The 25,277-nt window shown below is 44.0% G+C and carries 22 protein-coding genes; 14 read left to right on the top strand and 8 right to left on the bottom strand.

Features of this window, described 5'->3' with window-relative positions:
• Positions 1 to 19: 19 nt before the first annotated feature.
• The 3 genes from VL121_RS10870 to VL121_RS10860 are packed head-to-tail and all read left to right on the top strand — an operon-like array spanning position 20 to position 2,699.
• On the top strand, positions 20 to 778 hold the full coding sequence (locus VL121_RS10870) for a UDP-2,3-diacylglucosamine diphosphatase (RefSeq protein WP_325405105.1): 759 nt from the start codon (positions 20 to 22) through the stop codon (positions 776 to 778).
• A complete protein-coding gene (locus tag VL121_RS10865) occupies positions 778 to 1,611 on the top strand; it encodes a hypothetical protein (protein ID WP_325405103.1) in 834 nt (277 codons plus the stop codon). The genes VL121_RS10870 and VL121_RS10865 overlap by 1 nt, the downstream gene beginning before the upstream one ends.
• A gap of 11 nt (positions 1,612 to 1,622) precedes the next feature.
• Complete coding sequence (locus tag VL121_RS10860) at positions 1,623 to 2,699, top strand: mechanosensitive ion channel family protein (protein WP_325405101.1); 1,077 nt, start codon at positions 1,623 to 1,625, stop codon at positions 2,697 to 2,699.
• 281 nt (positions 2,700 to 2,980) lie between these two features.
• Here VL121_RS10860 and VL121_RS10855 read toward each other — a convergent pair whose 3' ends face one another.
• The 3 genes from VL121_RS10855 to VL121_RS10845 form a co-directional block, all read right to left on the bottom strand.
• A complete protein-coding gene (locus VL121_RS10855) occupies positions 2,981 to 3,622 on the bottom strand; it encodes a LysE family translocator (RefSeq protein ID WP_325405099.1) in 642 nt (213 codons plus the stop codon).
• Between the two features lie 98 nt (positions 3,623 to 3,720).
• A complete protein-coding gene (locus VL121_RS10850; protein WP_325405097.1) occupies positions 3,721 to 5,247 on the bottom strand; it encodes a GH3 family acyl-acid amido synthetase in 1,527 nt (508 codons plus the stop codon).
• Positions 5,248 to 5,342: 95 nt separating this feature from the next.
• Positions 5,343 to 6,566 carry a glycosyltransferase family 2 protein gene (locus VL121_RS10845; protein WP_325405095.1) on the bottom strand — a complete coding sequence of 408 codons (1,224 nt, stop codon included), beginning with the start codon at positions 6,564 to 6,566 and terminating at the stop codon, positions 5,343 to 5,345.
• A 156-nt stretch (positions 6,567 to 6,722) separates the two neighbouring features.
• Here VL121_RS10845 and VL121_RS10840 point away from each other — a divergent pair, with 156 nt between their 5' ends.
• A complete protein-coding gene (locus VL121_RS10840; protein ID WP_325405093.1) occupies positions 6,723 to 8,570 on the top strand; it encodes a 2-oxoacid:acceptor oxidoreductase subunit alpha in 1,848 nt (615 codons plus the stop codon).
• Positions 8,571 to 8,610: 40 nt separating this feature from the next.
• Here VL121_RS10840 and idi read toward each other — a convergent pair whose 3' ends face one another.
• Positions 8,611 to 9,150, bottom strand: coding sequence for an isopentenyl-diphosphate Delta-isomerase (gene idi, locus VL121_RS10835; protein WP_325405091.1), 540 nt, complete (start codon positions 9,148 to 9,150; stop codon positions 8,611 to 8,613).
• A gap of 143 nt (positions 9,151 to 9,293) precedes the next feature.
• Between idi and VL121_RS10830 the strand changes: the two genes are divergently transcribed.
• The 4 genes from VL121_RS10830 (at position 9,294) to VL121_RS10815 (ending at position 12,901) form a co-directional block, all read left to right on the top strand.
• Entirely contained in the window at positions 9,294 to 9,776 is a 483-nt protein-coding gene (locus tag VL121_RS10830; protein ID WP_325405089.1) for an RNA polymerase sigma factor, read from the top strand.
• Between the two features lie 39 nt (positions 9,777 to 9,815).
• A complete protein-coding gene (locus tag VL121_RS10825) occupies positions 9,816 to 10,970 on the top strand; it encodes an anti-sigma factor family protein (RefSeq protein WP_325405087.1) in 1,155 nt (384 codons plus the stop codon).
• Between the two features lie 27 nt (positions 10,971 to 10,997).
• Entirely contained in the window at positions 10,998 to 11,849 is an 852-nt protein-coding gene (locus VL121_RS10820; RefSeq protein WP_325405085.1) for an outer membrane beta-barrel protein, read from the top strand.
• Between the two features lie 194 nt (positions 11,850 to 12,043).
• Complete coding sequence (locus VL121_RS10815) at positions 12,044 to 12,901, top strand: OmpA family protein (RefSeq protein ID WP_325405083.1); 858 nt, start codon at positions 12,044 to 12,046, stop codon at positions 12,899 to 12,901.
• Positions 12,902 to 12,922: 21 nt separating this feature from the next.
• Here the strand turns inward: VL121_RS10815 and VL121_RS10810 are convergent, their stop codons facing one another.
• A complete protein-coding gene (locus VL121_RS10810) occupies positions 12,923 to 13,180 on the bottom strand; it encodes a hypothetical protein (protein ID WP_325405081.1) in 258 nt (85 codons plus the stop codon).
• A 210-nt stretch (positions 13,181 to 13,390) separates the two neighbouring features.
• On the opposite strand from VL121_RS10810, the gene VL121_RS10805 reads away from it, so the two are divergent.
• Both VL121_RS10805 and VL121_RS10800 read left to right on the top strand, forming a co-directional pair.
• Positions 13,391 to 14,203, top strand: a complete 813-nt coding sequence (locus VL121_RS10805; RefSeq protein WP_325405079.1) for a glucose 1-dehydrogenase — start codon at positions 13,391 to 13,393, stop codon at positions 14,201 to 14,203.
• 92 nt (positions 14,204 to 14,295) lie between these two features.
• Positions 14,296 to 16,899: an MGH1-like glycoside hydrolase domain-containing protein gene (locus VL121_RS10800; protein WP_325405077.1), complete on the top strand. Its 2,604-nt coding sequence runs from the start codon at positions 14,296 to 14,298 to the stop codon at positions 16,897 to 16,899.
• 80 nt (positions 16,900 to 16,979) lie between these two features.
• On the opposite strand, the gene VL121_RS10795 is transcribed toward VL121_RS10800, so the two are convergent.
• Entirely contained in the window at positions 16,980 to 17,735 is a 756-nt protein-coding gene (locus VL121_RS10795; RefSeq protein WP_325405075.1) for a Bax inhibitor-1/YccA family protein, read from the bottom strand.
• A gap of 64 nt (positions 17,736 to 17,799) precedes the next feature.
• On the opposite strand from VL121_RS10795, the gene VL121_RS10790 reads away from it, so the two are divergent.
• The 4 genes from VL121_RS10790 (at position 17,800) to VL121_RS10775 (ending at position 23,168) form a co-directional block, all read left to right on the top strand.
• On the top strand, positions 17,800 to 18,573 hold the full coding sequence (locus VL121_RS10790) for an inositol monophosphatase family protein (RefSeq protein ID WP_325405073.1): 774 nt from the start codon (positions 17,800 to 17,802) through the stop codon (positions 18,571 to 18,573).
• A gap of 70 nt (positions 18,574 to 18,643) precedes the next feature.
• The gene (gene thiL, locus VL121_RS10785; protein ID WP_325405071.1) at positions 18,644 to 19,672 is read left to right on the top strand and encodes a thiamine-phosphate kinase; all 1,029 of its coding nucleotides are present in this window, start codon (positions 18,644 to 18,646) and stop codon (positions 19,670 to 19,672) included.
• 156 nt (positions 19,673 to 19,828) lie between these two features.
• A complete protein-coding gene (locus VL121_RS10780; protein WP_325405069.1) occupies positions 19,829 to 21,331 on the top strand; it encodes a S41 family peptidase in 1,503 nt (500 codons plus the stop codon).
• Between the two features lie 277 nt (positions 21,332 to 21,608).
• On the top strand, positions 21,609 to 23,168 hold the full coding sequence (locus VL121_RS10775) for a T9SS type A sorting domain-containing protein (protein WP_325405067.1): 1,560 nt from the start codon (positions 21,609 to 21,611) through the stop codon (positions 23,166 to 23,168).
• Between the two features lie 85 nt (positions 23,169 to 23,253).
• On the opposite strand, the gene nagA is transcribed toward VL121_RS10775, so the two are convergent.
• Positions 23,254 to 24,366, bottom strand: a complete 1,113-nt coding sequence (gene nagA, locus VL121_RS10770) for an N-acetylglucosamine-6-phosphate deacetylase (protein WP_325405065.1) — start codon at positions 24,364 to 24,366, stop codon at positions 23,254 to 23,256.
• Positions 24,367 to 24,381: 15 nt separating this feature from the next.
• Complete coding sequence (locus tag VL121_RS10765) at positions 24,382 to 25,191, bottom strand: amidohydrolase (protein ID WP_325405063.1); 810 nt, start codon at positions 25,189 to 25,191, stop codon at positions 24,382 to 24,384.
• Positions 25,192 to 25,277 lie beyond the last annotated feature (86 nt).

Below are 25,277 nucleotides of genomic sequence, written 5' to 3'. Positions count from 1 at the left end.
TTCAATTTATCTTGCACAAATGCAGGTTCCTACAGGGAAAAACATATACTTTCTTTCCGATTTTCACCTTGGCGTTCCCGATCATGCTTCAAGCCTGAAACGGGAAAAGCGTATTGTTCGCTTTCTTTCCGGAATAAAAGAAGATGCAGCCGCCATTTTTATCGTTGGCGACCTGTTCGATTTCTGGTATGAATATAAAAAAGTAGTGCCTAAAGGATTCGTTCGCATCATGGGTAAATTGGCAGAGCTAACAGACAGTGGCATACCCATATATTTTTTTGTAGGCAATCATGATATGTGGATGAGCGGGTATTTTGAAAATGAACTCAGCATTCCTGTATATTATGAACCCAAAGATTTTGAATTCAACGGCAAAAAATTTTTGATCGGACATGGCGATGGGCTTGGTCCCGGCGACAGGGGATACAAATTCTTAAAGAAAATATTCCGGAATAAAGCGTGCCAGTGGTTGTTTGGACTCCTGCCTCCGTATATAGGCATGGGCATTGCGCACTGGTCGAGCAAAAGCAGCCGTGCGGCAACGGGTGAAGATGATGCGCAGTTTTTGGGGGAAGATAAGGAATGGCTGATTAGCTATTGCAAAGAAGTGCTGCAACATAAGCCGTACAACTTTTTTATTTTTGGCCACCGGCATCTTCCTATTGATTTTTCTTTGAATGACAGCAGCCGGTATATTAATTTGGGTGACTGGATACGTTATAACAGCTATGCAGTGTTTAACGGAGAGCACCTTGAATTGAAATATTTTGAATCCTGATGCGCTTCCTCTTTAATATATTATTATGCAGTGCCGCGTTACAGCTATATGCGCAAACAGATACGGTAGTTCAAAACGGCAACGCTCCTGCCCTTTCGTCTTCTGTTACTATTTATACCGGCAAGGCCACGCAGTTTGCTGCCGATAACCTGGGAAATGTGTATGTACTTACTCCGGCAGGACTTTTAATAAAATTTAATAATAAAGGCGATTCATTAAATGCGTTTAACGAGGTGCGCCGTTATGGAACGGTGTATGCGATGGATGTAACCAACCCTATGAAAGTGCTGTTGTATTATAAAGATTTTTCAACGATAGTGATGCTGGACCGTTACCTGAACAGGGTAAATATAATAGACCTGAGAAAGTTGGGTATTTTTCAGGCAAAGGCAGTAGGCCTTTCCTATGATAATAACGTTTGGATATTTGATGAGCAATCTGCAAAGCTTAAAAAGGTTGATGAAAGCGGCAGGCTGCTTAGTGAAACGGCCGACCTGCGGCAGGTATTAAATGTAGCGCCTTCTCCCGTAAAGATAATAGACAGGGATGGATTTGTATATGTGTATGATGCGGCGAACGGATTGTATGTATTTGATTATTACGGTACGCTTAAAAATACGATAGCGTTAACAGGTATCAGCGATTTGCAGGTGATTGGCAAAACCATTGCAGGCCGCAGGCAGCAGGCATTTGTGCGGTATACAACAGGAACGCTGGAGTTAAGGGAAGCGCCGCTTCCCGTGATGATACAACAGGCAGAAAAAATATACATTACGCAACAGGGGGTATATATCCTTAACGCAACAGGGATCGAACTGTATCCTTATCAATAAAGACCGGGAATATGAACGATTTTTTGAACAGGATAATTTTGGACAACACTATAGGAGACTACCTGACGGTAGGTCTTATTATTTTGGGGATGTACCTGTTAAAAAAATACTTTAGCAGGCCTATAGCTGCCGCTATTATTTATTTGCTGCGGCAAATTGGCCGCCAGGTAGACCGGCAGGCCTTTATAAAGCTGATACTGGCTCCCCTGGAATATTTTATTATTGTGCTTACTGCTGTTATCGCTCTTTCCTCGCTGCATTTTCCGGAGGTATTAAAATATAATTTTTACAAAACCGATACGAAGACAATTACAGACCGGATAGCAACCGCGCTTCTTATTGTTTCTTTTTTTTGGTTGCTGCTAAGAATGATTGACTACCTGGCGTTTGTAATTGTAAAAAATAATGGTAATGAAGCAATGCAGGGAGAACACCAGTTGATTGTTTTTTTTAAAGATTTTCTGAAAGCTATGGTAAGTATAGCGGGGCTATTAACCGTCATCAAGTTTGCTTTCCATTACCAGATCATGGATCTGCTTACCGGTTTGGGTATAGTAGGTGTGGCACTGGCGCTGTCTGCCAGGGAAAGCCTGGAAAATCTTATCGCTTCCTTTATTATTTTTTTTGATAAGCCCTTTGTTATAGGTGATACGCTTAAAGTACAAAATATAACGGGTACGGTGGAAAAAATTGGTTTCAGGAGTACACGGTTACGAACAACCGAGAAAACATACGTGAGTGTACCCAACAAACAAATGGTAGATAGTATTGTAGACAACCTGAGCCTGCGTACGCAACGCCGCGCCGATTTAAAGCTGGAACTCGAAACCGCTACAACGGCGGTGCAAATTCAGCAGTTGCTGGACGGGATGAGTGAAATTTTACGGCACCCGAAAATAGAGAACAGGAACATTTTTTTAAACGACATCGTGCAACAGGGGTATCTTGTACAAACCGATTATTATACGGCGCCCATCCCCATGGATGAATTTAATGCGTTAAAACAGGAAGTAAATCTTAAAGTAATACAATTAATGGAAGACCTGGAAATTGAAATAGCGCAATTACCACAAAATACCAGGCCATAAAAACAATAAGGAAGTAAAGGGATCTGCTGTTATTTAAAACAATTGTATCTTATTTGGCATTATTTTTTTATACAGGGCTATCATTTCATCTTTAAAAACCAGCCTGTACTTTTCCGTATTAACCCTGCCAGGTTGCGCCTGATCTGTTAGTACAAATTCAGAACAAAATTAAAAATAACAGGATATCGTTCTGCTTTTTCCCGGGTGTACGTGCCATTTATGATTATTGGGCGACAGTAAAAATGATGTGAAAAGTATTTTCAAACCCTTCCCGCTAAACCTTACTGTACTTTATCGCTCCAAAAAACTATCCCATATATTAACGCAAAGGCAAAAGCAATTAAAATACCTCCCGAAATTTTAGTGATCACTGAAATGTTATGCGCGGTTAATTTTTTTCGCAAACTGCCGGCCAGCAGTACTTTTGCAGCGTCTGCCACTATATTAAAAAGAATACAGGTAGTAAAAATTACAATACGTTGCTGTAGTGTGTGGCTCACCGCGAATGCTGTAGCATTTACCAGCCAAAAAATAATAACACTGGGGTTGAGGGTATTGATCAGGAAGCCGGAAAGAAAGATCTGGGTATGGTCGCTCCTGCCTAATTTAACTTCCGGCCCGTTGCCGTTTACCCTTATCCTGGTTTTTTTGAAAAAAAGATAATACACCCCCATCGCCAGCAAAAAAGAACTGCCGGTGTAGCCGATGAGCTTTTTATATTCCAGTAATTCTTTCACTAATTCAGTAAAGGCGTTGCATAATACCACCAGGATAATATCGCTTATCCATACACCCGCAACAAAACTAAAACCGCCTTCGTGACCATTATAGATACTTTGCTTGATTATAGTAAAAATAACCGGTCCTACAGACAAGGCTAAAATTAACCCCAGCGCCAATCCTTTCAAAAGGGCCTCCATCATGGTTTACCGTTTAAATTCATCAATTTGGAGATATAAATGTAAGAAACCATGATTAACTGCTCATGTAAAAAACCGTTACCTCAAACCGGTAATTGCTTTTATAAGGTTACCGAAGCAATGAACTGCTGCCACTCTTCCAGCATTTTTCCTTTCATAACCCTGGGAAACTTATGCTGCCCCCCCAGCTTGCCCTTGCTTTCCATAAACTCCATAAAGTTTTTTTCCGACAACACGGTAAGCATAACTTCTTTCAATGCACTTTTTCTTTCTACGGCATAATCGTCATTCAGCTCCTTCAGGTTATTGTCTATTGCTGCACGCAATTTCTCTGCATCTACCGCGTCATCACACGCCACATACCAGTGATGCGCAAAAAAAGAAGTATGAGGAATACCCGCTACTGTAAATTCGGGAATGGAGATGTTCAGTTGCTGACCCGCCATCTGAATGGCTTTATTCATATTATCAACACTCAGGTGCTCTCCTACCAGGCTCAGGAAATGCTTTGTTCTTCCCGTAATTATGATCTCGGATCTTTTTTTATCTGTAAACCGTACCGTGTCTCCAATAAGATACCGCCACGCCCCGGCAGAAGTACTCAGTAAAATAGCATAATCGGTTCCTTCCTCTGCTTCATCCAGCAACAGGGCTTGTGCATTGGCAATAATATTTCCTTCCGGGTCAAAATTCTGGTTATTAAAAGGCACAAATTCAAGAAAAATATGCTCATTGGTACTCAGCTTCATGCCTTTCCCGTTCTGTGTGTCCTGGTAAGCAATGAAGCCTTCAGATGCAAGATACGTTTCAATATAAGTAAGGGGCTTGCCCAATAATTTTTCAAACCCTTTTTTATAGGGATTGAAGGCTACGCCGCCGTGCACATAAAAAGCAAGGTTAGGCCATATTTCGTGTATGTTCTTCAAACCATATCTTTCTATGATCATTTCCATGCACATTTGTATCCAGGCAGGTACGCCTACTACAAAGCCTATATCCCAGTGCGGTGCCTGTTCTACAATCTCATCTAACTTGGTATTCCAGTCTTTTGTGCGGGCAATTTTTTTTCCCGGCTTATAAAAAGGGCTGAACCAGAAAGGTACTTTTTTGGCGGTAATGCCGCTCAGGTCGCCGGAATAGTAGCCGGGGCCTTTTTGCAGATCAGTGCTACCTCCCAGCATCAGCCATCCTTTGCTGATAGATTTAACAGGAATATTTTCATAATTACGCAGGGTAAGCATTTGTTTGATCATTACAATACGGTTGCCCCGCATCAGATCGTTGGTAATGGGTATGTATTTACTGGCTGATCCTGAAGTACCTGAACTAAGGGCGAAATATTCAATTTTTCCCGGCCAGCATACATCCGGAATGCCGTCTAATGTACGATGCCACCACTGTGCATATATACTATCGTAATCAAAAACAGGAACAAGCCGCTGAAAAATTTTTTCGGGATGTTTGTGCAATAGTATTTCATCGAAATGATAGGCCTGCCCAAATTCAGTGTACCTGGCTTTTTTTAGTAGTTTTTTTAAAACACGGCTCTGTTGCCGTTGTTGCGGGCCCGCATGCAATTTTAATGTTCTTGCAATTGTTTTAGGAATCGGTATTTCAATAAGCCCCATTGAATATAGATGGGTTAATGATGTTTTATTAACGGGCAAATGTATGACACAAGTTTGTATACGCCTAAATTCCCGTAGCTTTTGTGAACCGCCTGTCACAAATCATCCCCGGTATGCAACCCTCCGGTAATGCCTTTGCTCCCCGCGGCATGTATTCCTATTCTTATTCCCCTGCTGCCCAGCCGCTCAGTTAACCTTATAATTTCCTGAAAAGATAGTTCTCCTTCACAAACAACAATATTGGTGATATAGTGCCTTTTTAAGATATCCTCTATATTGGTGAGGTTTTTTGCAGTATTTTGTTCCCCCGGCAAAGGGCTAATCCGTACGGTTTTCCTGCTATTGGCTGGGTTAATCAATGCTAAAACATCGTTATACCCTTCCGCTTTGCCTATAACAAGTACCTGCGCGGAGCTTTCCCTGTTTTGTATGCTATTGAATTGCTTTTTAGCAGCATTTACCTTATTGCTTATCCAATACAGCAAATGGGCTATGGCTGCCCTTAACCATATGGCTGTTTGTATACAAAAATTATATACGCCCGCCCTGCGCTTTCCGTAATGTTTATTAGCAAAAACACCCATGGCCCGGTAAAACATACGCACATAACGCATGTTTTTCTGAGGCGTGCTTTTTCCTTTAAAATGCAGTATGGTTACTTTTGGGTAATAATAGTTTTTATACCCTTGTTTTTGAATGCGGTAACTCAGGTCAATATCTTCGCCATACATGAAAAATGCTTCATCAAAACCGCCGGTAATATCCAGCACGGTTTTCTTTATCATCATAAATGCGCCGGCAATCACATCCGCTTCATGCGTTTCGTTTTCGCTTAGGTTACCAAGATAATATTTTGCAAAGACCGCCGAACGGGGAAATAATCCGGACAATCCACTCAGTTTAAAAAAAGACGTTGCCGGGGAAGGAAATGCCCTTTTACTTTCTTTTAAGAACCTGCCCGATTCATCAATCATCCGCACACCCAGCGCGCCGGATTGATTATGTGATCTTAAAAAGTCAATGCATCTTTCAAAACAATCCTCACCCACAATGGTATCGGGATTTAAAAAAAGAATATATTCCCCTTTAGCGTGTTTTAGTCCAAGGTTGCAGGCTTTGGCAAAACCCAGATTCTCTTTGTTCCAGTAAAAGGTAACTCCCGGAAAAGCCGGCTCAAGATATGCGCGGCTGCCATCTGCAGAAAAATTATCAACCACTATTACTTCCATGTCAACCCGTTGCCCCGCCTTATAAACGGAGCAAAGGCATTGCTCAAGAAAGTATTTTACATTGTAGTTAACGATAATTACAGAAAGCACTATAGTATTAGATTAAAGCAACGAATTAAGAAATTTTAAAGGAGGCCGCAAAATTTTATCCGTAAGCCCCTGTTCAGACAAACCCATGACTTAAATTTTTGCCTGTGCAAAGGCAGGTTGAACTAACTTTGCAAAGTTTCATTTAAACAGAGCATAATGGCTACGAAGACAGAAGTATTACAGGAAGTAGTGATCAAGTTTGCAGGAGACAGCGGTGATGGAATGCAGCTTACCGGCAGTCAGTTCACTAATAATACTGCCCTTTTGGGTATAGATTTGGCCACTTTCCCCGATTTTCCAGCCGAAATACGGGCCCCCCAGGGTACCTTACCCGGCGTGAGCGGCTACCAGCTGCGGTTTTCCAGCGATATGGTGTATACACCCGGCGATGAATGCGATGTGCTGGTGGCGATGAATGCCGCGGCACTGAAAGTAAACCTGAAAGCCCTGAAAAAAGGGGGGAGGATCATTGCCAATACCGATGGATTTGATGTTAAAAATCTCAGGCTGGCTAATTATCCCGATGGGATTAATCCGCTGGAAGACGGCAGCCTTGACAGTTACGAGGTAATTAAAATGGATGTTACCAAAATGACCCGCGAGGCGCTGAAGGATATTAGTATGGGTACCAAAGAAAAAGACCGGGCGAAAAACATGTTCGTGCTGGGCTTTTTATACTGGATGTACAACCGCAGCATGGATAATACCATTCAGTTCATAGAAGAAAAGTTTGGTAAAAAACCCGAAATATTTGAAAGCAATGTAAGAGTGCTTAAAGCCGGATATAATTATGGCGATACTACAGAAGCTTTTGGCACAACTTATACTGTAGCCAAAGCACGCATGAAAAGTGGCGCCTATCGTTCTATTATGGGTAACCAGGCGCTGGCTTACGGGTTGATCGCCTTTTCACAGAAAAGCGGGCTGCCTCTATTCCTGGGTTCTTACCCCATTACACCGGCATCGGATATTTTACATGAGCTAAGCCGGCATAAAACTTTTGGCATCCGTACCTTCCAGGCAGAAGATGAAATTGCCGGTATTTCGGCCGCCATTGGGGCCGCATACGGGGGTAGCCTGGGTGTTACTACAACTTCCGGCCCCGGCATGGCTTTAAAAACAGAAGCAATGGGCTTGGCTGTTATGCTGGAGATACCGCTGGTTATTATAGATGTTCAGCGGGGAGGACCTTCTACCGGCTTACCCACCAAAACAGAGCAAAGCGACTTATTGCAGGCCTATTATGGAAGAAACGGGGAATGCCCGATGCCGGTGGTTGCCGCTTCTTCGCCGCACGATTGTTTTGACGCGGTATATGAAGCCTGCCGTATTTCGGCACAGCACATGACCCCCATTATTTTTTTAAGCGATGGGTATATTGCCAACGGTGCCGAACCCTGGCGTTTTCCTCAAAGTGCCGATTTACCGGAAGTGCCGGTTCATTTTAAAAAGGAACTGGGGCATGGGGAAGAAAAATTTCATCCCTACCTGCGGGATGAAAAGCTGGTTCGTCCCTGGGTGGTACCCGGCACACCTGCGCTGGAGCACCGCATTGGCGGTATTGAAAAGCAAAATATTACGGGAAATGTGAGCTATGATCCGGAGAACCACCAATTAATGGTAAAGATCAGGGAAGAAAAGGTGGAAAAGATAGCCGATGATATTCCCGGACAGCAATTAGACAGCGGCCCGGAAAAAGGGAAGCTGCTTGTACTGGGCTGGGGATCTACTTATGGGGTTATAAAAAGCGCTGTTGCCGAATTGCAATCAGAGGGACATACCGTTTCCCACGCGCATATCCGTTATGTAAGACCTTTCCCCAAAAACCTTGGAGATATCATTCAAAACTTTGAACAGGTACTTATTCCGGAGATCAACAACGGGCAACTTATCAAAATCATCCGCGATAAATACCTGGTAGATGCCAAAGGCTATAATAAAATTATGGGGGTACCTATTACCAAAGGCGAACTAACGGAAGTAATGAAGAAAATGCTGGTGTAGCTGGCATTTTGGGGTTATGTGTTTATATCAAAAATCGGCCTTATACACCTGAAACCTGGCCGCTCAGGCCCTGCTTTTCCATCATCGGGAAAGCGATAGCAAACCAGGCGGTATACCGCTCAGGCGTATGTTTCAATTCTTCGCGGATAATATCCGGCGACTTATAACAAAAAGCTTTTACCTCCGCAGGTTCCGGCAAAACAGCCCCCTCATACACACCAGTGAACACATGGTCAAATTCATTTTCAGTGAGTCCGTTATCAAAGCTTGCGGTATAAATAAAATCAAATGCTTTGCGCAGCGGAACCACAAAGCCAAGTTCCTCCTTTAACCGCCTTTGCGCGGCGGCTATAGTGGTTTCCCCGGGCCGGGGATGGCTGCAGCAGGTGTTGGTCCATAAGCCCGGACTGTGGTATTTGCCCGGTGCCCTTTGCTGCAAGAGCATTTCGCCTTTAGTATTAAAAATAAATACGCTAAAAGCCCTGTGTAAAAGGGCCTTGCGGTGCGCCTCCATTTTTTCCATGGTACCCACCTGCTCATCTTTGTCATTTACCAGGATAAGGTCATGCTGATTGTTCATACCAGTTAAGTTAAGGAATTCAATGATGCCTGCAAACCTATATCATTAAATTTTTACTTTAATGTAACTTTTACGCCGCTTAACCGTATAACATTTTAAATCACACATTAGGGAGGTAATTTTAAGGGAATTTAACTGACTGTATGACCGAAAAAGAGTATAACGAATGTGTTAACTGCTATGCAGATAATGTGTATAGATTTATTCTCAAAAATCTCAGGCATGAAGAAGATGCCCGGGATGTGGTACAAACCGCTTTTGAAAAAATGTGGCGCAACAGGGAAGAGGTGCAGTACAAAAAAAGTAAATCATACCTGTTTACCGTAGCCTATAATCAAATGATTGACCATATCCGCAAAGGGAAGCGGATAAGTTTGAAGGAGGAGTTCAGGGAAGACGCAGGCATTACGCAGCCCAGGCACAGCGTAAGGAAAATACTGGAGCAGGCGCTGGAAAGACTAAATGAAACCCAGCGTTCGTTAGTGATGCTGAAAGACTATGAAGGCTATTCGTACGAAGAGATAGGGCAGATAACAGGACTGAACGAAAGCCAGGTAAAAGTGTACCTGCACCGCGCAAGAGTGCAACTAAAGGAATACTTAGTTAAAATGGAAAATGTGATATAATAAGGGGTAAACGAAAAGGGGCAGGCAAAAAAATAAAACATGGAAATTAACAGGAATAATTATGAAATGTTCTTTTTGCTGTATACAGATAATGAACTGGATGCAGCGGAACAAAAAGCGGTGGAAGCTTTTGCTGATCTCCATGCCGACCTGAAGGAAGAGCTGAATGCCCTGCTACAAACCCGGCTCCCTGCCCATGAAGCCACTCCTTTTTTACATAAGGAAAGCTTATATAAAATATCCGGAACGCCTGCCTTCATTCATACAGGTAATTATGAAGAATATTTTGTGTTGTATGCAGATGGGGAGCTGAACGCAGCGGAACGAAAAGAAGTGGAAAATTTTATAGAAAAGCATCCGCTGAAACAGGCGGAACTCCTGCTCCTGCAGCGTGCCATATTACAAGCCGACCATAGCATTGTATTTGCCGGCAAAACCGCATTATACAAAACAGAAAAAACGGCGGTGCGTGTAATTGCTTTCCAGTGGCGGCGTATGGTGGCTGCCGCTTCCATTATAGCCATAGGTAGCTGGTTATGGATGAATGCAGGCAGCATCATTCCACACCAGGCAACAGAACTGCCACTGGCAGTTAAAGCCCCGCAACCGGCAGAACCGCAAGCCCGGCAAAGTAAAGCAACAAAGGCGCCTTCAGTAACGGTAAAAGAAACAACCGCTGAACAATCAGCCATTATAAACAAAACCGGAACAACCGCTGAAAACCCAATCGCGGCAGGCAAAACACTACAATTGCCCGCCCGCGGCTTAACCACTGATCGTAACATACAGGCAAACAGCATAGTTAAAAATGAGGAAATGAAAGTAGCCGTAGCTGTTGACCAGGAGTCCGCTTCTACCGGAATGACGAACCTGGCTGCACATGTTCCTCCCGTTCTTCAAACAAACAGGGTATCATATAACGGCGCGCCGGTTTCGGAAGAAGTAAAACCCCTTATCCTTGACCAGGCCGCCTTTAGCGGGGAAAGCAATGGGATGATGCGGCACGAGGCAATAACAAAGCGCGAGGAGGGTATTGCTTATTGGGATACAGACAATACTGAAAAGAAATCAAAAGGAAAGTTTCGTGGATTATTAAGAAGGGCATCCCGCCTTGTTGACCACGTTACGAACCCCGATATAGACGAAAAACAAACTATTGTACGGGTTGCCAGTTTTGAGATTACCAGGAAATAATAACGCATTAATTTTAAACCAGGAACAATGAAAAAAGTACATCTGCTGATGATGGGCGGCATATTGCTATGCCTTACAGGAATGGCGCAAACAGACACAACGCTGCAGGAAAAACCCGCGTCTGACACCTTAAGGGTAGGTTCCATTATTATTATTAAAAACGGCAAGGAGAATAAAACGGAAGAAGGGTATCAGAAAAACCGCCCTGTACACAGAAGCCGCTGGAAAAACAAAGTGTCTACCAATTGGTTCATTGTTGATCTGGGTTTCGCTAATCACGAAGATAAAACCAATTACGGTTCAACCGAAGCGCAGTCTTTTGTACATGGCGCTACCCTTGCAAAGCCGGCTGGTAAAAGTGATTTTACAGTAAAGACGGGATCCTTCAACTTTAACCTGTGGCTTTTTATGCAGCGCATGAGCCTGTACAAACAGGTGGTAAATCTTAAGTACGGCGCCGGAATAGAATTGTATAAATATTATTACAAATCCGGCATTCGCTACATAGAGGGGTCTGATCCTTACGTGGAGAGGCAGGACGTTTCTTTTAAAAGAAATAAACTGGCATTTGATTATGTAACCGTTCCGTTCATGCTTAACATTAATCCTAACCCGGGACACAAAAATGGCGGCATAAATGTGAGCGCGGGTATAAGTGCCGGCTATTTGTATGGCGCAAGAAATAAACAAAAGAGCGATGACTTTGGCAAACAGAAATTTGCGGGCGACTTTAACCTCGAAAGATGGAAGCTTGCCTATATCGCTGAGCTGGGGCTGGGGCCTGTTCGCCTCTATGGTTCCTATGCTATTACTCCTTTACACCAGTATGGCGTAGACCAGCACCCTTATGCAGTGGGCGTTCGTTTTAGCAGTTGGTAAAATTTTCCGGTTATACCGTTTCTCCTGCAGTGAAAAGCCTCCTGAATTTTCTGGGGGCTTTTCATATATGCTGAAGTGCCCGCAATTCAAAATCACACACAACAAATTATTTCTTTATTTTTGAACAGCTATCATCATTCTATTAACTGCAACTATACCTGCGTGTTAGTTGTAAACAAAAAATCCATTTTAATATGAAGCATCTTCTGCTCGCTTGTACCACATTATTCTTTTTTGCGGGCCTTGCCTCCTGCGTATCCAAGAAAAAATTTACGGAAGCAACCAATGCCATCAGCGCTTTAAAGCAAGACAGCCTGCGTTTTGAAAACAACCTTGCTATCCTCCGCAAAAGCCTGCGGGAGAGTGGTCAGCAATATGAAGACCTTAAAAAACAGCTCAATGATATCACTTCTGCCAAAAGTTTAAAGGAGCAGGAGCTGGATAAAGCCCGCCAGTTGCTGAGCAATACCGAACAGCAGTTAAGTAGTACCCAGGAGCAACTGAGTACCAAAGCGCTTACGATTGAAGAACAGCAAAAGCGCCTGGAAGCATTGCAGAAACTGATAGATCAGCAGCGCAGCGTGGTGGAAAACCTGCGCAACACAATTAATAAGGCATTAGGGCAATACAAAGCTGAAGACCTTGATGTTTTTGTAAAGGATGGAAAAGTATATGTGTCGCTCCAGGAAAAACTGCTCTTCAAATCGGGCAGCGCGGTAGTAGGTAAAGACGGGCAGGAAGCACTGGGCAAAATAGCGCAGGTACTTAATACCGATCCTAAAATACAGATTGTGGTAGAAGGGCATACCGACAGTATTCCTATCCGCAGAACATTTGAAGACAACTGGGCATTAAGTACAGCCAGGGCGGTATCTATTGTACGCATCCTCACAAAAGATTACCAGGTGGATCCTGCAAGAGTGGTGGCATCGGGTCACAGTTATTTTGATCCGCGCGACAGTAATGCCACACCGGAAGGAAGGGCGCTGAACCGCAGAACGGAAATCATTCTTTCACCCAACTTAGATGAATTGTACAGGCTGATGGAATAATATAAATCCATTTCCGGTAAACTAATTGGAAACGGCACTTATAAACAGGTGCCGTTTTTGTTTTGATAATAAATGACACATCACGTCATTTTCTAAGCGCTTAGACCCGCTCATCATTTGCTTAACATGCCATAAACCACCGGGTATGCACAATTGTGTAGCTTTGGTAATAAAATAATATATGAAGATACTAACCGCATTGGTAATATTTCTCCTTCTGTTTTTATCTTCCGCATTTGCACAACCTTGTTCCGCAACGGAAATTTTAAACGAAGCCAAAGCAGAAGCGGACAACTTTGTACAAGTACTCCGGAAAACCACTTCCCTAAATCAGGAACAACTACCTGCCGTTCAAAAGCGGTTCAGACAAAATGAATAAAATGAGTAGCGCTGGCCGCGGGTTGTTTATTGGACCATCCCGTACGGTATTTACATACTTATTAACCTGCCCCGGGAAAAGTTAACTTCTACTTATTTAAAATAAACATCATGGCAGAAAAGAAACTGCAAAACCAGGTTGCCATTGTTACCGGCGCCAGTTCCGGAATCGGGAGTGGTGTGGCGAAGGCCCTGGCAGCCGCGGGAGCAACGGTGATCGTTAATCACCCGGCAACGGCTACTGAAGCTGCCGCTGAAATAACACTTGCCGCAATTAAAGCGGAAGGTGGAACGGGCATTACTTTTCAATGCGATGTGAGCAGGGAAGAAGCAGTTAAGCAAATGTTCGCGGATGTTATTACACAATTTGGAACTGTAGATATTTTGGTGAACAACGCGGGCTTACAGCGTGACGCCCCTTTTGATGAAATGACGCTGGAGCAATGGAATTTTGTGCTGAGTGTAAACCTCACCGGTCAGTTTCTTTGCGCCAGGGAAGCTATCCGTGAGTTTTTGAGGAGAGGTATCGTGCCCCAAAAGTCTAAAGCAGCGGGCAAAATTATTTGCATGAGTAGTGTGCACGAAGTAATTCCCTGGTCGGGCCATGCCAATTACGCTGCCAGTAAAGGCGGTATAATGATGATGATGAAAAGCATCGCCCAGGAATTTGCCCCTAAAAAGATCCGTATTAACAGCATAGCTCCCGGGGCTATTAAAACACCCATCAACCACGATGCATGGGCTACTCCGCAGGCAGAAGCAAAACTATTGGAATTAATTCCTTACCAAAGGGTGGGCACAGTGGAAGACATTGCCGCTGCCGCGCTGTGGTTGGCCAGCGATGACTCGGATTATGTAAACGGCACTACTTTATTTGTTGATGGTGGTATGACGCTCTACCCCGGATTTAGTGAAAACGGGTAAAATAATATACCAGTTACCACATAAAAATACCTTCAGCATAAAGTAATTATTTAATGCCAGGCTGAAGCATCAGTTCATTTTATCGTATTATTATGAATGCAGAACAGGAACGATTGAAAACAAAAGGATGGAAAACGTGGGGGCCCTATGTATCTGAACGGCAATGGGGCACCGTGAGGGAAGATTACAGCGGCAACGAAGAGCCCTGGCTTTTTACTACTCATGAAATGGCGCGTAGCAAAGCATGGCGCTGGGGTGAAGAAGCATTAGGCGGTATTTGTGATGATAAGCAATTATTATGCTTTGCACCCGCATTCTGGAATGGCAAAGACCCTATTATTAAAGAACGCTTATTCGGCTTGTCGGGCTACGAAGGCAACCATGGGGAGGATGTAAAAGAGTTGTATTACTATCTCGATTCTACCCCTACCCATTCGTATATGAAAATGCTGTATAAATACCCGCAGTCTGAATTTCCGTACCGGCAGCTTATAGAAGAAAATAAGAAGAGGAGCCGGTTAGAGCCGGAGTTTGAGCTTATAGATACCGGCATCTTTAACAACGATGCCTACTTTGATATTTTTATTGAATACGCCAAGGCGGATACGGATGACATCCTTATCCGCCTCACTGTTTGCAACCGTTCGCCCCGGGCCGCGGCCCTGCATGTGTTACCTGCGCTGTGGTTTCGCAATACCTGGTCATGGGATTACAACAACGAAAAGCCATCACTTGCTGCAAATGATAAAAGCGTAATAGAGGTGAGACACCCCCGTATGAAAATGTTTCGTTTATATAGTGAAAACGGGCATGCGCTCCTGTTTTGTGAAAATGAAACCAACACAAAAAAGCTATACGGCTACAACGACGGGAATAAATATTGTAAAGATGGCATCAATGATTACATCATACACCATGAGCCCGCGGTTAATAGCGGTAAGGAAGGAACAAAAGCCGCTGTTCATTATAATATAACGGTAGAAGGCAACCAGTCTCATGTTATTCGCCTGCGCCTGGCGGCACGGGAAATGGATGAGGCTTTTGCCGGTTTCAACGAACTGTTCCGGCAGCGTTTACTGGAGGCGGATACTTTTTATGCGGGGCTTCAAAAAGACATATCTGACGAAGATGAAAAAAATGTACAACGCCAAGCATTAGCGGGTATGCTATGGAGTAAGCAATTTTATTATTATGACGTTGGGCAATGGCTAAAAGGCGATCCTGCCGGTCCCCCGCCTCCTGCCGGAAGGCTGTCGGGAAGAAACAAAACATGGAAGCATTTGAATAACGCGGATATTATTTCAATGCCTGATAAATGGGAATACCCCTGGTATGCCGCATGGGACCTGGCTTTTCACTGCGTTACTTTTGCTTTGGTTGACACAGACTTCGCTAAAAAGCAGTTACTGCTGCTAACACATGAATGGTATATACATCCCAACGGGCAGTTACCCGCCTATGAGTGGGCCCTGGGTGACGCTAACCCGCCCGTACATGCATGGGCCGCTTACAACGTATATGAACGGGATAAAAAAAATAATGGAGGCAGGGGCGATACCGCTTTTTTAGAAACGGTATTTCATAAGCTGCTGCTCAATTTTACCTGGTGGGTAAACCGGAAAGACCCTACCGGCAACAATATTTTTGAAGGAGGTTTCCTGGGCATGGATAATATAGGGCTGTTTAACCGTAATCAAAAGCTGCCGGGCGGAACAGTACTGGAGCAATCGGATGGAACCAGTTGGATGGCGGCTTATTGTTTAAGCCTGATGCGCATTGCCCTGGAGCTTGCGGAAACCAACCCGGTTTACCAGGATATGGCAACGAAATTTTTTGAACACTTCATGTATATCGCCGGCGCCATGGCGGTTATGGGAGAAAATGACAGCGGATTGTGGGATGAAGAGGATGCCTTTTATTATGACGGATTAAAAATGCAGGATGGCAAACAGATCAAACTGCGGGTACGCTCCATGGTTGGGCTCATCCCTTTATTTGCAGTAGAAATATTGCATGACAGCATTTTGCAAAATCAACCCAAATTCACCGGTCATCTCAACTGGTTTTTGAAACATCGTCCGGAGCTTTCCAGTCTCATTTCAAGGTGGAAGGAAAAAGGCGATAATGAAATGCACCTGCTTTCATTACTTCGCGGACACCGCATGAAAAGAATCCTGTACCGTATGCTTGATGAAACCGAGTTTCTCAGCCCCTATGGTATCCGGTCGCTTTCCCGCTTTCATGAACACCATCCGTATACGCTTAGCCAGAACGAAGAAGCCTATAGTATACATAGTATACAATACAGCCCGGCGGAGTCGCCTGTTCCGCTGTTTGGCGGAAACTCCAACTGGCGGGGTCCTGTATGGATGCCGGTTAATTATCTGATCATCGAATCCTTACAGAAGTTTCACCTGTACTATGGCAATGATTTTAAAGTGGAATATCCCACTAACACCGGTCAATACCTTAGCCTGCTGGAAATAAGCCGGGAGCTGTCTGGCAGGCTGAAAAAACTATTCCTTAAAGACGTTAATGGCAAACGGCCGATATATGGCGACAATGATAAATTTCAAACAGATCCTCACTTTGCCAATTATATTTTATTTCATGAATATTTTCATGGCGATAACGGCAAAGGGTTGGGAGCCATCCATCAAACCGGGTGGACAGGCCTGATAGCAGGGTTATTGTAAAACAAAACCGCGACTGTTATAAGCCGCGGTTGATTTATATGAAGTAAACCGTTATGGTGATGGTATATGCCGGTGAGCCGTTATTTGCGGCTGTTAAGTTTCGCTAACAATCTTAATATTTCAAGGTAGAGCCATACAATGGTAACCAGCAGTCCAAAAGCGCCGTACCATTCCATATATTTGGGTGCGCCTGCTTCGGAACCACGTTCAATCATATCAAAATCGAGTATCAGGTTAAGCGCGGCGATAGCCACTACAAACAGGGAAAAAATAATTCCGAATGTGCTGCCCTGGTGAATGAAAGGAATATCAATACTGAAAAAACGGAGTACAATAGAGATGAGGTAAAATATGGCGATACCCGCGGTAGCGGTTATGATAACCGATTTAAATGTTTCTGTAGCGCGGATAATGCGCATGTTATATAATATGAACATGGCAATGGCTACGCCAAAAGTTAATCCCACGGCCTGGGTAATGATAAAAGGAGCTGTTGTTTCAAAAGCATGATTATAAAAAGCCGAGATAGCCCCTACGAACAGGCCCTCTAATAAAGCATAGGCGGGAGCCAGGAAAGGCGCCCATGTTTTTTTGAAAACAATCACCAGCGCCACAATCAGTCCGCCAATAGCGCCGCCCCACATATAAGGGGTTACATCTACACCCTTGCCAAAGCTGTACCAGCTAAAAAAAGCAGTGGCCATAACCATTAAAAAAAGAAAGCCGAATTTATTCAAGGTTCCCCTTACCGTCATTACATCTTCGCTATCCAGCGTTAGCGTAGATTTAAACATCTTTTCACTCAGGGTGGGATTACCGGATTTAAATAATTCCATAATAAATAATGTGTTTAGGTTTGAGGGTAAAGATAATTCTTTTTTGTGTTCCTATCTTTGCGGGATGTTAAAATCAACTTTATTAGAAGCCGCTACGGCGGCAGGCGCCATTATGCGGGAATCGTTTAACGGCGCGTTTAAAATTTCCAACAAAACAGGTATCAATAATTTAGTAACCGAAATAGATCATGCATCGGAAAAAGCCATTATCGGCATCATTAAAAAAAACTATCCCGATCATTTTATCCTGAGTGAAGAAGTGGGTGAAATTGTAATGGACTCCGATTATAAATGGATCATTGATCCGATAGACGGAACGGTAAATTACGCTAATGGCATTCCTCTTTGCTGTGTAAGCATAGCCGTTGAATACCAGGGAAAAATGATACTGGGAGCGGTATTCAACCCCTTTTTCAATGAACTTTTTGTTGCCGAAAAAGGCAAAGGCGCCACCTTAAATGATAAGCCTGTGCAGGTAAGTGCCAAGCAGGATATGGCCAGCTCCTGCCTGGTTACCGGCTTTCCTTACAGCCTTTTGGATGAACCCAACGGGCCATTGGAGGTTTTTAATACGCTGATAAGAAGGGGCATACCGGTAAGGCGCTTGGGCTCCGCCGCTATTGACCTGTGCTGGGTTGCCGCTGGCAGGTTCGATGGCTTTTATGAACACAAATTAGAAGCATGGGACAGCGCCGCCGGTTTTTTAATGGTAGAAGAAGCAGGCGGAAAAGTTACCGATTTCAGCGGTAATTATTATTCGCCCTACCAGCCGCAGATACTGGCTACCAACGGAAAAATACACGATGAACTGCTGGACTGTATAAACGGAAGGAAATAGTATAAACCCGGTTGAAAGATGAGCGGACTGTTGCGCTCCTCTTTAACTTTTTCATCTTTAACTTTTTTTCATGTCATCACGTACAGAAATAGCATCACTTGGCGAATTTGGGTTAATTGACCATCTTACCCGTAACAATGAAACACATCATGCCTCAACCATATTAAGCGTAGGCGATGACGCGGCGGTACTGGATCATTTTGGTAAACAAATTGTGGTAACCACCGACCTGTTAATTGAAGGCGTTCACTTTGATATGATATACACTCCGCTTACGCACTTAGGTTATAAGAGTGTTATCGTAAACCTGAGTGATATATACGCCATGAACGCTACTCCCGCCCAGATAACCCTGAGCATTGGCATCAGCAACCGCTTTAGCGTGGAAGCCCTGGAAGAGTTTTATGACGGGGTGTATGCTGCGTGCGAAAAGTACAATGTAGATCTTGTAGGCGGCGACACTACCACCTCTAATAAGGGATTTATTATTAGTGTTACGGCAATAGGCGAAGTGGCGCCCGACCGTTTTGTAAAGCGCGATGGCGCTAAAAAGGGCGACCTGATTTGCGTAAGCGGCGACCTGGGAGCAGCTTACTTAGGCTTATTGCTGATGGAAAGAGAGAAAAAGATTTTCCTCGAAAGCCCTTCCGTACAACCCGACCTGGAAAGCCAGGACTATATTTTGCGCCGCCTCTTAAAGCCCGAAGCAAGAAAAGACATCATTGGTTTTTTTGAAGAAAAGGATATATTTCCTACCAGCATGATGGACATCAGCGATGGGTTGAGCAGTGATCTGCTGCATATTTGCAAACAAAGCAACGTGGGTTGTGTGCTGCATGAAGATAAGATACCCATTGCGGAAGAAGCCCGGCAGTTCGCGTTTAAATTAGATATGGACCCTACAGCCTGTGCGTTAAGCGGGGGTGAAGATTATGAACTGCTTTTTACCGTTAAGCAGGAAGATTATGATAAGCTGGTATTGAATGAGCAGATCAGCGTAATTGGCTATATTACCGAAGCGGCAGAAGGCAGGCATATTATTACCCGGTCGGGCAATAAACATGCGCTAACCGCCCAGGGCTGGAATGCGTTTAAATAGGTTTCAGGTTTCAGGCATGAGGGTGAGAGCCGCCAACGCCAGGATGCCCCTGCAACTTGTAACCTGTAACGATTTCCCCCATTTTCAAATCAGCACATTTTCACATTTTTCCCATTTTCCTCCTCCGTTTGGATTTTGGAATCTATTTTTACCGGTATGGCAAACAGGTTTAGGTATGGTTTACTGTTATCTGTCCTTATACTATTTGCGGTAAGTTGTCAAACCGCCAGGAAAACGATGGATCCGGGTAAAAAATTTTCTGCCGAAGCCCTGCGTAAAGATTATACCCTGCTCCGCGAAATCATGGAGCGGTTTCACCCCGCACTGTACTGGTATACATCCAAAGACAGCATGGACTATTATTTTGATGAATACTATAACGCCATTACCGACTCTATGACGCGGCAACAGTTTGGCTTTACCATACTTGCCCCCCTTACTACCAGGGTGCATTGCGGGCATACCAGCTTTAACTATCCCCGGGCTTACAGCAGGCGGCAACGTGAGCATGCGCAGCCCTCTTTTCCGCTGTTTATGAAAATATGGCCCGATACGATGGTGCTTACCGCTAACCTCAATAAAAAAGATAGTGTTTTAAAAAGAGGCACATTAATTACCCGTATTAACGGGCTTGATGTGCGGCAACTGGCCGATACGCTTTTCCGGTTTATGCCAACAGACGGGTATGCGGAGAATGTGAATTATATACGGCTCAGCGCGGCATTTCCCTATTATCACCGCAATATCATGGGATTGTCTGAAAAATATGAAGTGGGATACATAGACAGCAACGGGGTGGAAAGAACAGGCACGGTTCCCTTGTTTGACCCGGCTACCGACAGCCTGGCAAGAACTTTTATCCGGAACAGGAATAAACAAATTGACCCTGAAGATAAACCGGCTAAATGGGAAAATTTCAGATCCTTTAAAACAGATACCGCCCATGCATTGGCGGTAATGTCCATACACAGCTTTGGAAGCAAAGGACGGTTACCTTCTTTTTACCGGAAAAGCTTCCGGAAGCTTCGTAAAGCAAAAACGCCCAACTTAGTTATTGACCTGCGCGCCAATGGCGGCGGCAAGGTAAATAATTATACCTCCCTTGCCCGTTACATTAGCGATACGCCTTTTAAAGTTGCCGATACCGCCACGGCAATGCACAATAGCCTGGGGCGCTACAAACGTTATTTCAGCTCGGGGTGGCTTAACTCGATGATCCTTTTTTTTACTACCAGTAAAAGGGAGGATGGCAGGTATCATTTCAGGTACTGGGAAAAGCACGTGTTTCATCCCCGCAAAAAAAATCATTATAATGGAAAGGTATTTGTGCTGATCAACGGCCCTACATTTTCGGCATCCACCCTGTTTGCACACACTGTAAAAGGTCAGTCTAATGTACTGCTTGTTGGTGAAGAAGCCGGGGGCGGGGCGCATGGCAACAGCGGTATACTCATTCCGGACATAGTATTGCCTGAAACCAAAATGAAGGTGAGGATGCCTTTGTTCAGGCTGGTACAATACCATCACGCACCTAAAGACGGTAAAGGCGTAATGCCCGATACGTACGTGCCGCCCACAGTAGATAATGTAAGAAAAGGCAGAGATGGTAAAATGGACAAGGTGATAGAGATCATAAAAGATTCATCTGCAATGCAATAAATGCTGCAGGTACTAACAGAGAAGGGTATCTTACTGGAACGTTACCGGGGATAGTACAGGAATAACACCGGCCTTTCTTTTTTTATCATTACAAAATAATTACCTTAGCTATCTGATTATCCCAATCGAATCCCTTATCCCAATGTTTTACTTCTAATCTTACACTATAGCGGCATTTTGCTGCATTCAGTTTAATATCAGGCCATTCCCTGTATAACACTTCCAATACCTGCGGTAATTACCTCTGATATACAAAAGAAGCCCTAAAACGATTATCATGATGCGTATCATTTTTATTGTGCTTGCGCTGTGCATAACAGCAAGCCATTCCCTCCGCGCACAGGATGTGCCGGGTTGTATGGATCCATTGGCTACTAACTATATGGCATCTGCCACGGTTAATAATGGAACATGTACGTATAATGCGGCAAGCGGTTCCCTGACCAAAAAAGCCGATCTTTCTGCAACCCTCACTGAAATAAGCGGTATGATCCATATTAATGGCAAATTGTATGCGCTGAATGATGGAGGGAATGCCCATGCTATTTATGTGATGGATTCAACAAGTGGTGCTATTCTTCAAACCATTACATTAGCAGGTACTACCAACGTAGACTGGGAAGACCTTACAACAGACGGCACCTATATATATGTGGGTGATTTTGGAAATAATGTTGATGGAAACAGGACAGACCTTAAATTTTATCGGGTTCCTTTACAAAGTATCTTCAACATTACCGAAGCGATAGGTACCGTTTCTGGGGCAGATATAGAGGCTATTAATTTTTCATACGAAGACCAAACTGATTTTTCACCAACAGGCAACAATAACACTGACTTTGACTGCGAAGCTGTGATCTATCATAATGGCCAGTTGCATTTGTTTACCAAAAACTGGATAGGAAATACAACAAGTCATTATGTAATTCCTGCTGAACCGGGAGACTATGTAGCACAAAAGTTAGAAAGCTTTGATACCGGAGGAATATTAATTACGAGCGCTACTAAAGCAAATGATAATATCGTTATAATTTTGGGTTATAAGTATGTTCTTGCAGAACTCTATCCTTGTGCACTTTGGATAGTTTCAGGGTTTACTGAAATGAATAAGTTGTTTTCAACAGGAAATAAAAGAAAAATTGATTTGGGCAGTGCAGGTATTATTGGCCAAATTGAGAGTATTACAGCAGTAAAACCAACCTGGGTATTAATTTCAAATGAAAACAGGGACCCGGTAAGTCCGCGATTATATAGTCTATCAACAGAGCAGTGGACAGCCCAATACGTCCTCCCCTTCGGCATTGCCAATTTCACATCCCGCCTCAATAATAACCAGGTGGTATTAACCTGGGAATACAGCGAGCAGGGCATAGCCTATTTTGAAGTGGAAGCTGCCGGCAAAGCTAACGGAACCTACCAGTCAATAGGTAAAGTATACAATATTAATAACGCATCACAGTTTTTTAGTTATACAGACCAGGAACCGCTGGTAACCGCACAACGGTTTTACAGGATCAAGATCGTTTCTCCAGATGGTAAATACAGCTACAGTAAAACGCTTGCCGTTAGCGACAGCAGCAACACACAATTCAATCTTGCCGTAGCCCCCAATCCCTTCAACGATAAATTAGATATTAGTTTTTACAGCGATAAACGGCAAACCGTTCAGTTCTGCATCATGGATATGCATGGCAGAACAATAATGCTGAAGCAGTTGGAGTGTACCCCCGGCAGGTACAGCTATATGATGGATGGCTTGCAGGGCTTAAGCAATGGGGTTTATTTTTTAACCGCCAGAACACCGGGTAACAGCTATGTCCGGAAGATTGTGCGGTAATACGGCGGGAAACGAATCGCCTGTTCAACAGCGGCCGGCATCGGATGCAGGAGGTTCAGACCGCTTTAAGGGTTGAAATAATCCTCTAATAATGGCCCAGAATCACATCCTTCAGTTCCAGTGCATCATTAAAAACCACGAACTCTGCGGCATAGCCCGCTTCTATTTTCCCTAAGGGAACAGCAGGCGCTTTTAATAGTTGCGCGGGATAAGTGGAAGCCATGCGCAGCGCTTCTTCAAGCGGTATGCCGGCATGCGCCACCGCGTTTTTTACCGATTGCATCATAGTTAAGGCGGAACCCGAAAGCGTTCCGTTAGGAAGTGTATAGCGGTCGCCTTTAAATACATGCTGGTATCCGCCTTTGGAGGTTTCCGCAACGGCATCTGTTATAAAGAACAGGCGTTCACCCATTATTTTTTTGCTGATGCGCAGCGATACATAATCAACATGCACGCCATCGGTAACTACGCTGCTTTTAACGGTATCGTTATTATACACAGCACCTACCAGCCCGGGTTCCCGGCTTTGAAAAGGCGACATCGCGTTAAATAAATGGGTAGCAGCGGGAATTCCCAACGCAAATCCTTTTACAGCCTCCGCGTAAGTGGCATTACTATGCCCTGCCGAAACAATAATATCATTATCCATCAGCATCTTTATTATTTGCTCATCACAAACCTCGGGTGCTATGGTCATCATTTTAAGTACACCTTTGCCTTTTTCCAGCAACATGGCTACTTCATCAACGGTTGGCTTTTTAATGCATTCGGGAATATGTGCTCCTTTTTTTGCAGGATTCAGGTAAGGCCCTTCCATATGCAATCCCAGCACACCCTTTCCTCCCTGCTGCCAGTATGCTTTCACCAGTTCAATGCCTTTCAAAAATTTTTCAATAGTGTTAGTGGCCATGGTAAGCATAAACTGTGTGCAACCTCCTCTGAGGCAATACCGGTAAGTAGCGGCAATAGCATCTGTATTGAGTTCGGCCGAAAATAATTTGCCATCGCCGCCATAGATCTGGAGATCAATAAAAGCGGGTGCTATGTTTAGTCCGCCAAGGTTCTTAATTACATACCCGGCCGGCAGCTCCTTTTCATTGATTAGCCCCTCTGTTATATTATTGTTCACCAGGATGGCTTTGCCCGTTTCTTTTTTAGTGCCGCTGTATATGCTGCAGTTGGTATAGGCTATCTTCATTTATTTACAATTGGTTCAGGGATCAATTAAAAAACTGTCGGCATCTTTCCAGAAAGGGAATTGCCTGCGTACCGCTTCCAACTTTTCTTTAAGTAAAACGGTAGTAAACACGTCTTCCTGGTGTGCCTGTGTATATAAGATTTCACCCAGCGGGTCAGCAATCATAGAATCGCCGCTATGGTATATGCCATTGCCATCGTTTCCCACACGGTTTACGCCGGCAACATAACACTGATTTTCTATAGCCCTGGCCTGAAGTAAGGTTTTCCAGGCATGGCTGCGGCTTTCCGGCCAGTTGGCCACATAAATAATAAGATCATATTCGGGAAGGTTTGCCGCTCCATCCTGCCGCGGGTAGCTTTTCTGCCGCACCCATACCGGGAAACGAAGGTCATAACAAACCTGCAGGTTTATCTTCCATCCTTTTACGGAAGCGATGAGCCTTTTTTTACCAGCAGTATACCTTTCATTTTCAGAGGCATAGGCAAATAAATGCCGCTTATCGTAGTAACCATAATGGCCATCAGGCAGCATCCATATTAAACGGTTAAAATACTGTCCGTCTTCTTCAATAATAATGCTTCCGGTGAGGATGATCTTTTTTTGTGCTGCTACCGCTTGCATCCACTCCACTGTACGACCGTTCATTTTTTCGGCGAGCGCCTGCGGGTACATGCTAAAGCCTGTGCTGAACATTTCGGGCAATATCACTATTTCCGTTTGCCGCGGTATGGCCATGATCTTTTCCTTTAACATCCGCAGGTTAGCGGTTTTATCTTCCCAGTGCAAATGGGTTTGAATGGTAGTAACAGAAAGTACCGGCATAATTAACATAATTAATACATAAAATGCATTAAAATTCCCACAGTTAAACAGGAATATATTGCTATGTAAAATAATGGATTTTTGCT

The organism is Agriterribacter sp., from assembly GCF_035497235.1.
Lineage (GTDB): Bacteria > Bacteroidota > Bacteroidia > Chitinophagales > Chitinophagaceae > Agriterribacter.
Note: the sequence above shows the minus strand (reverse complement) of the source record. Positions and strands in the feature narration are given on the sequence as shown.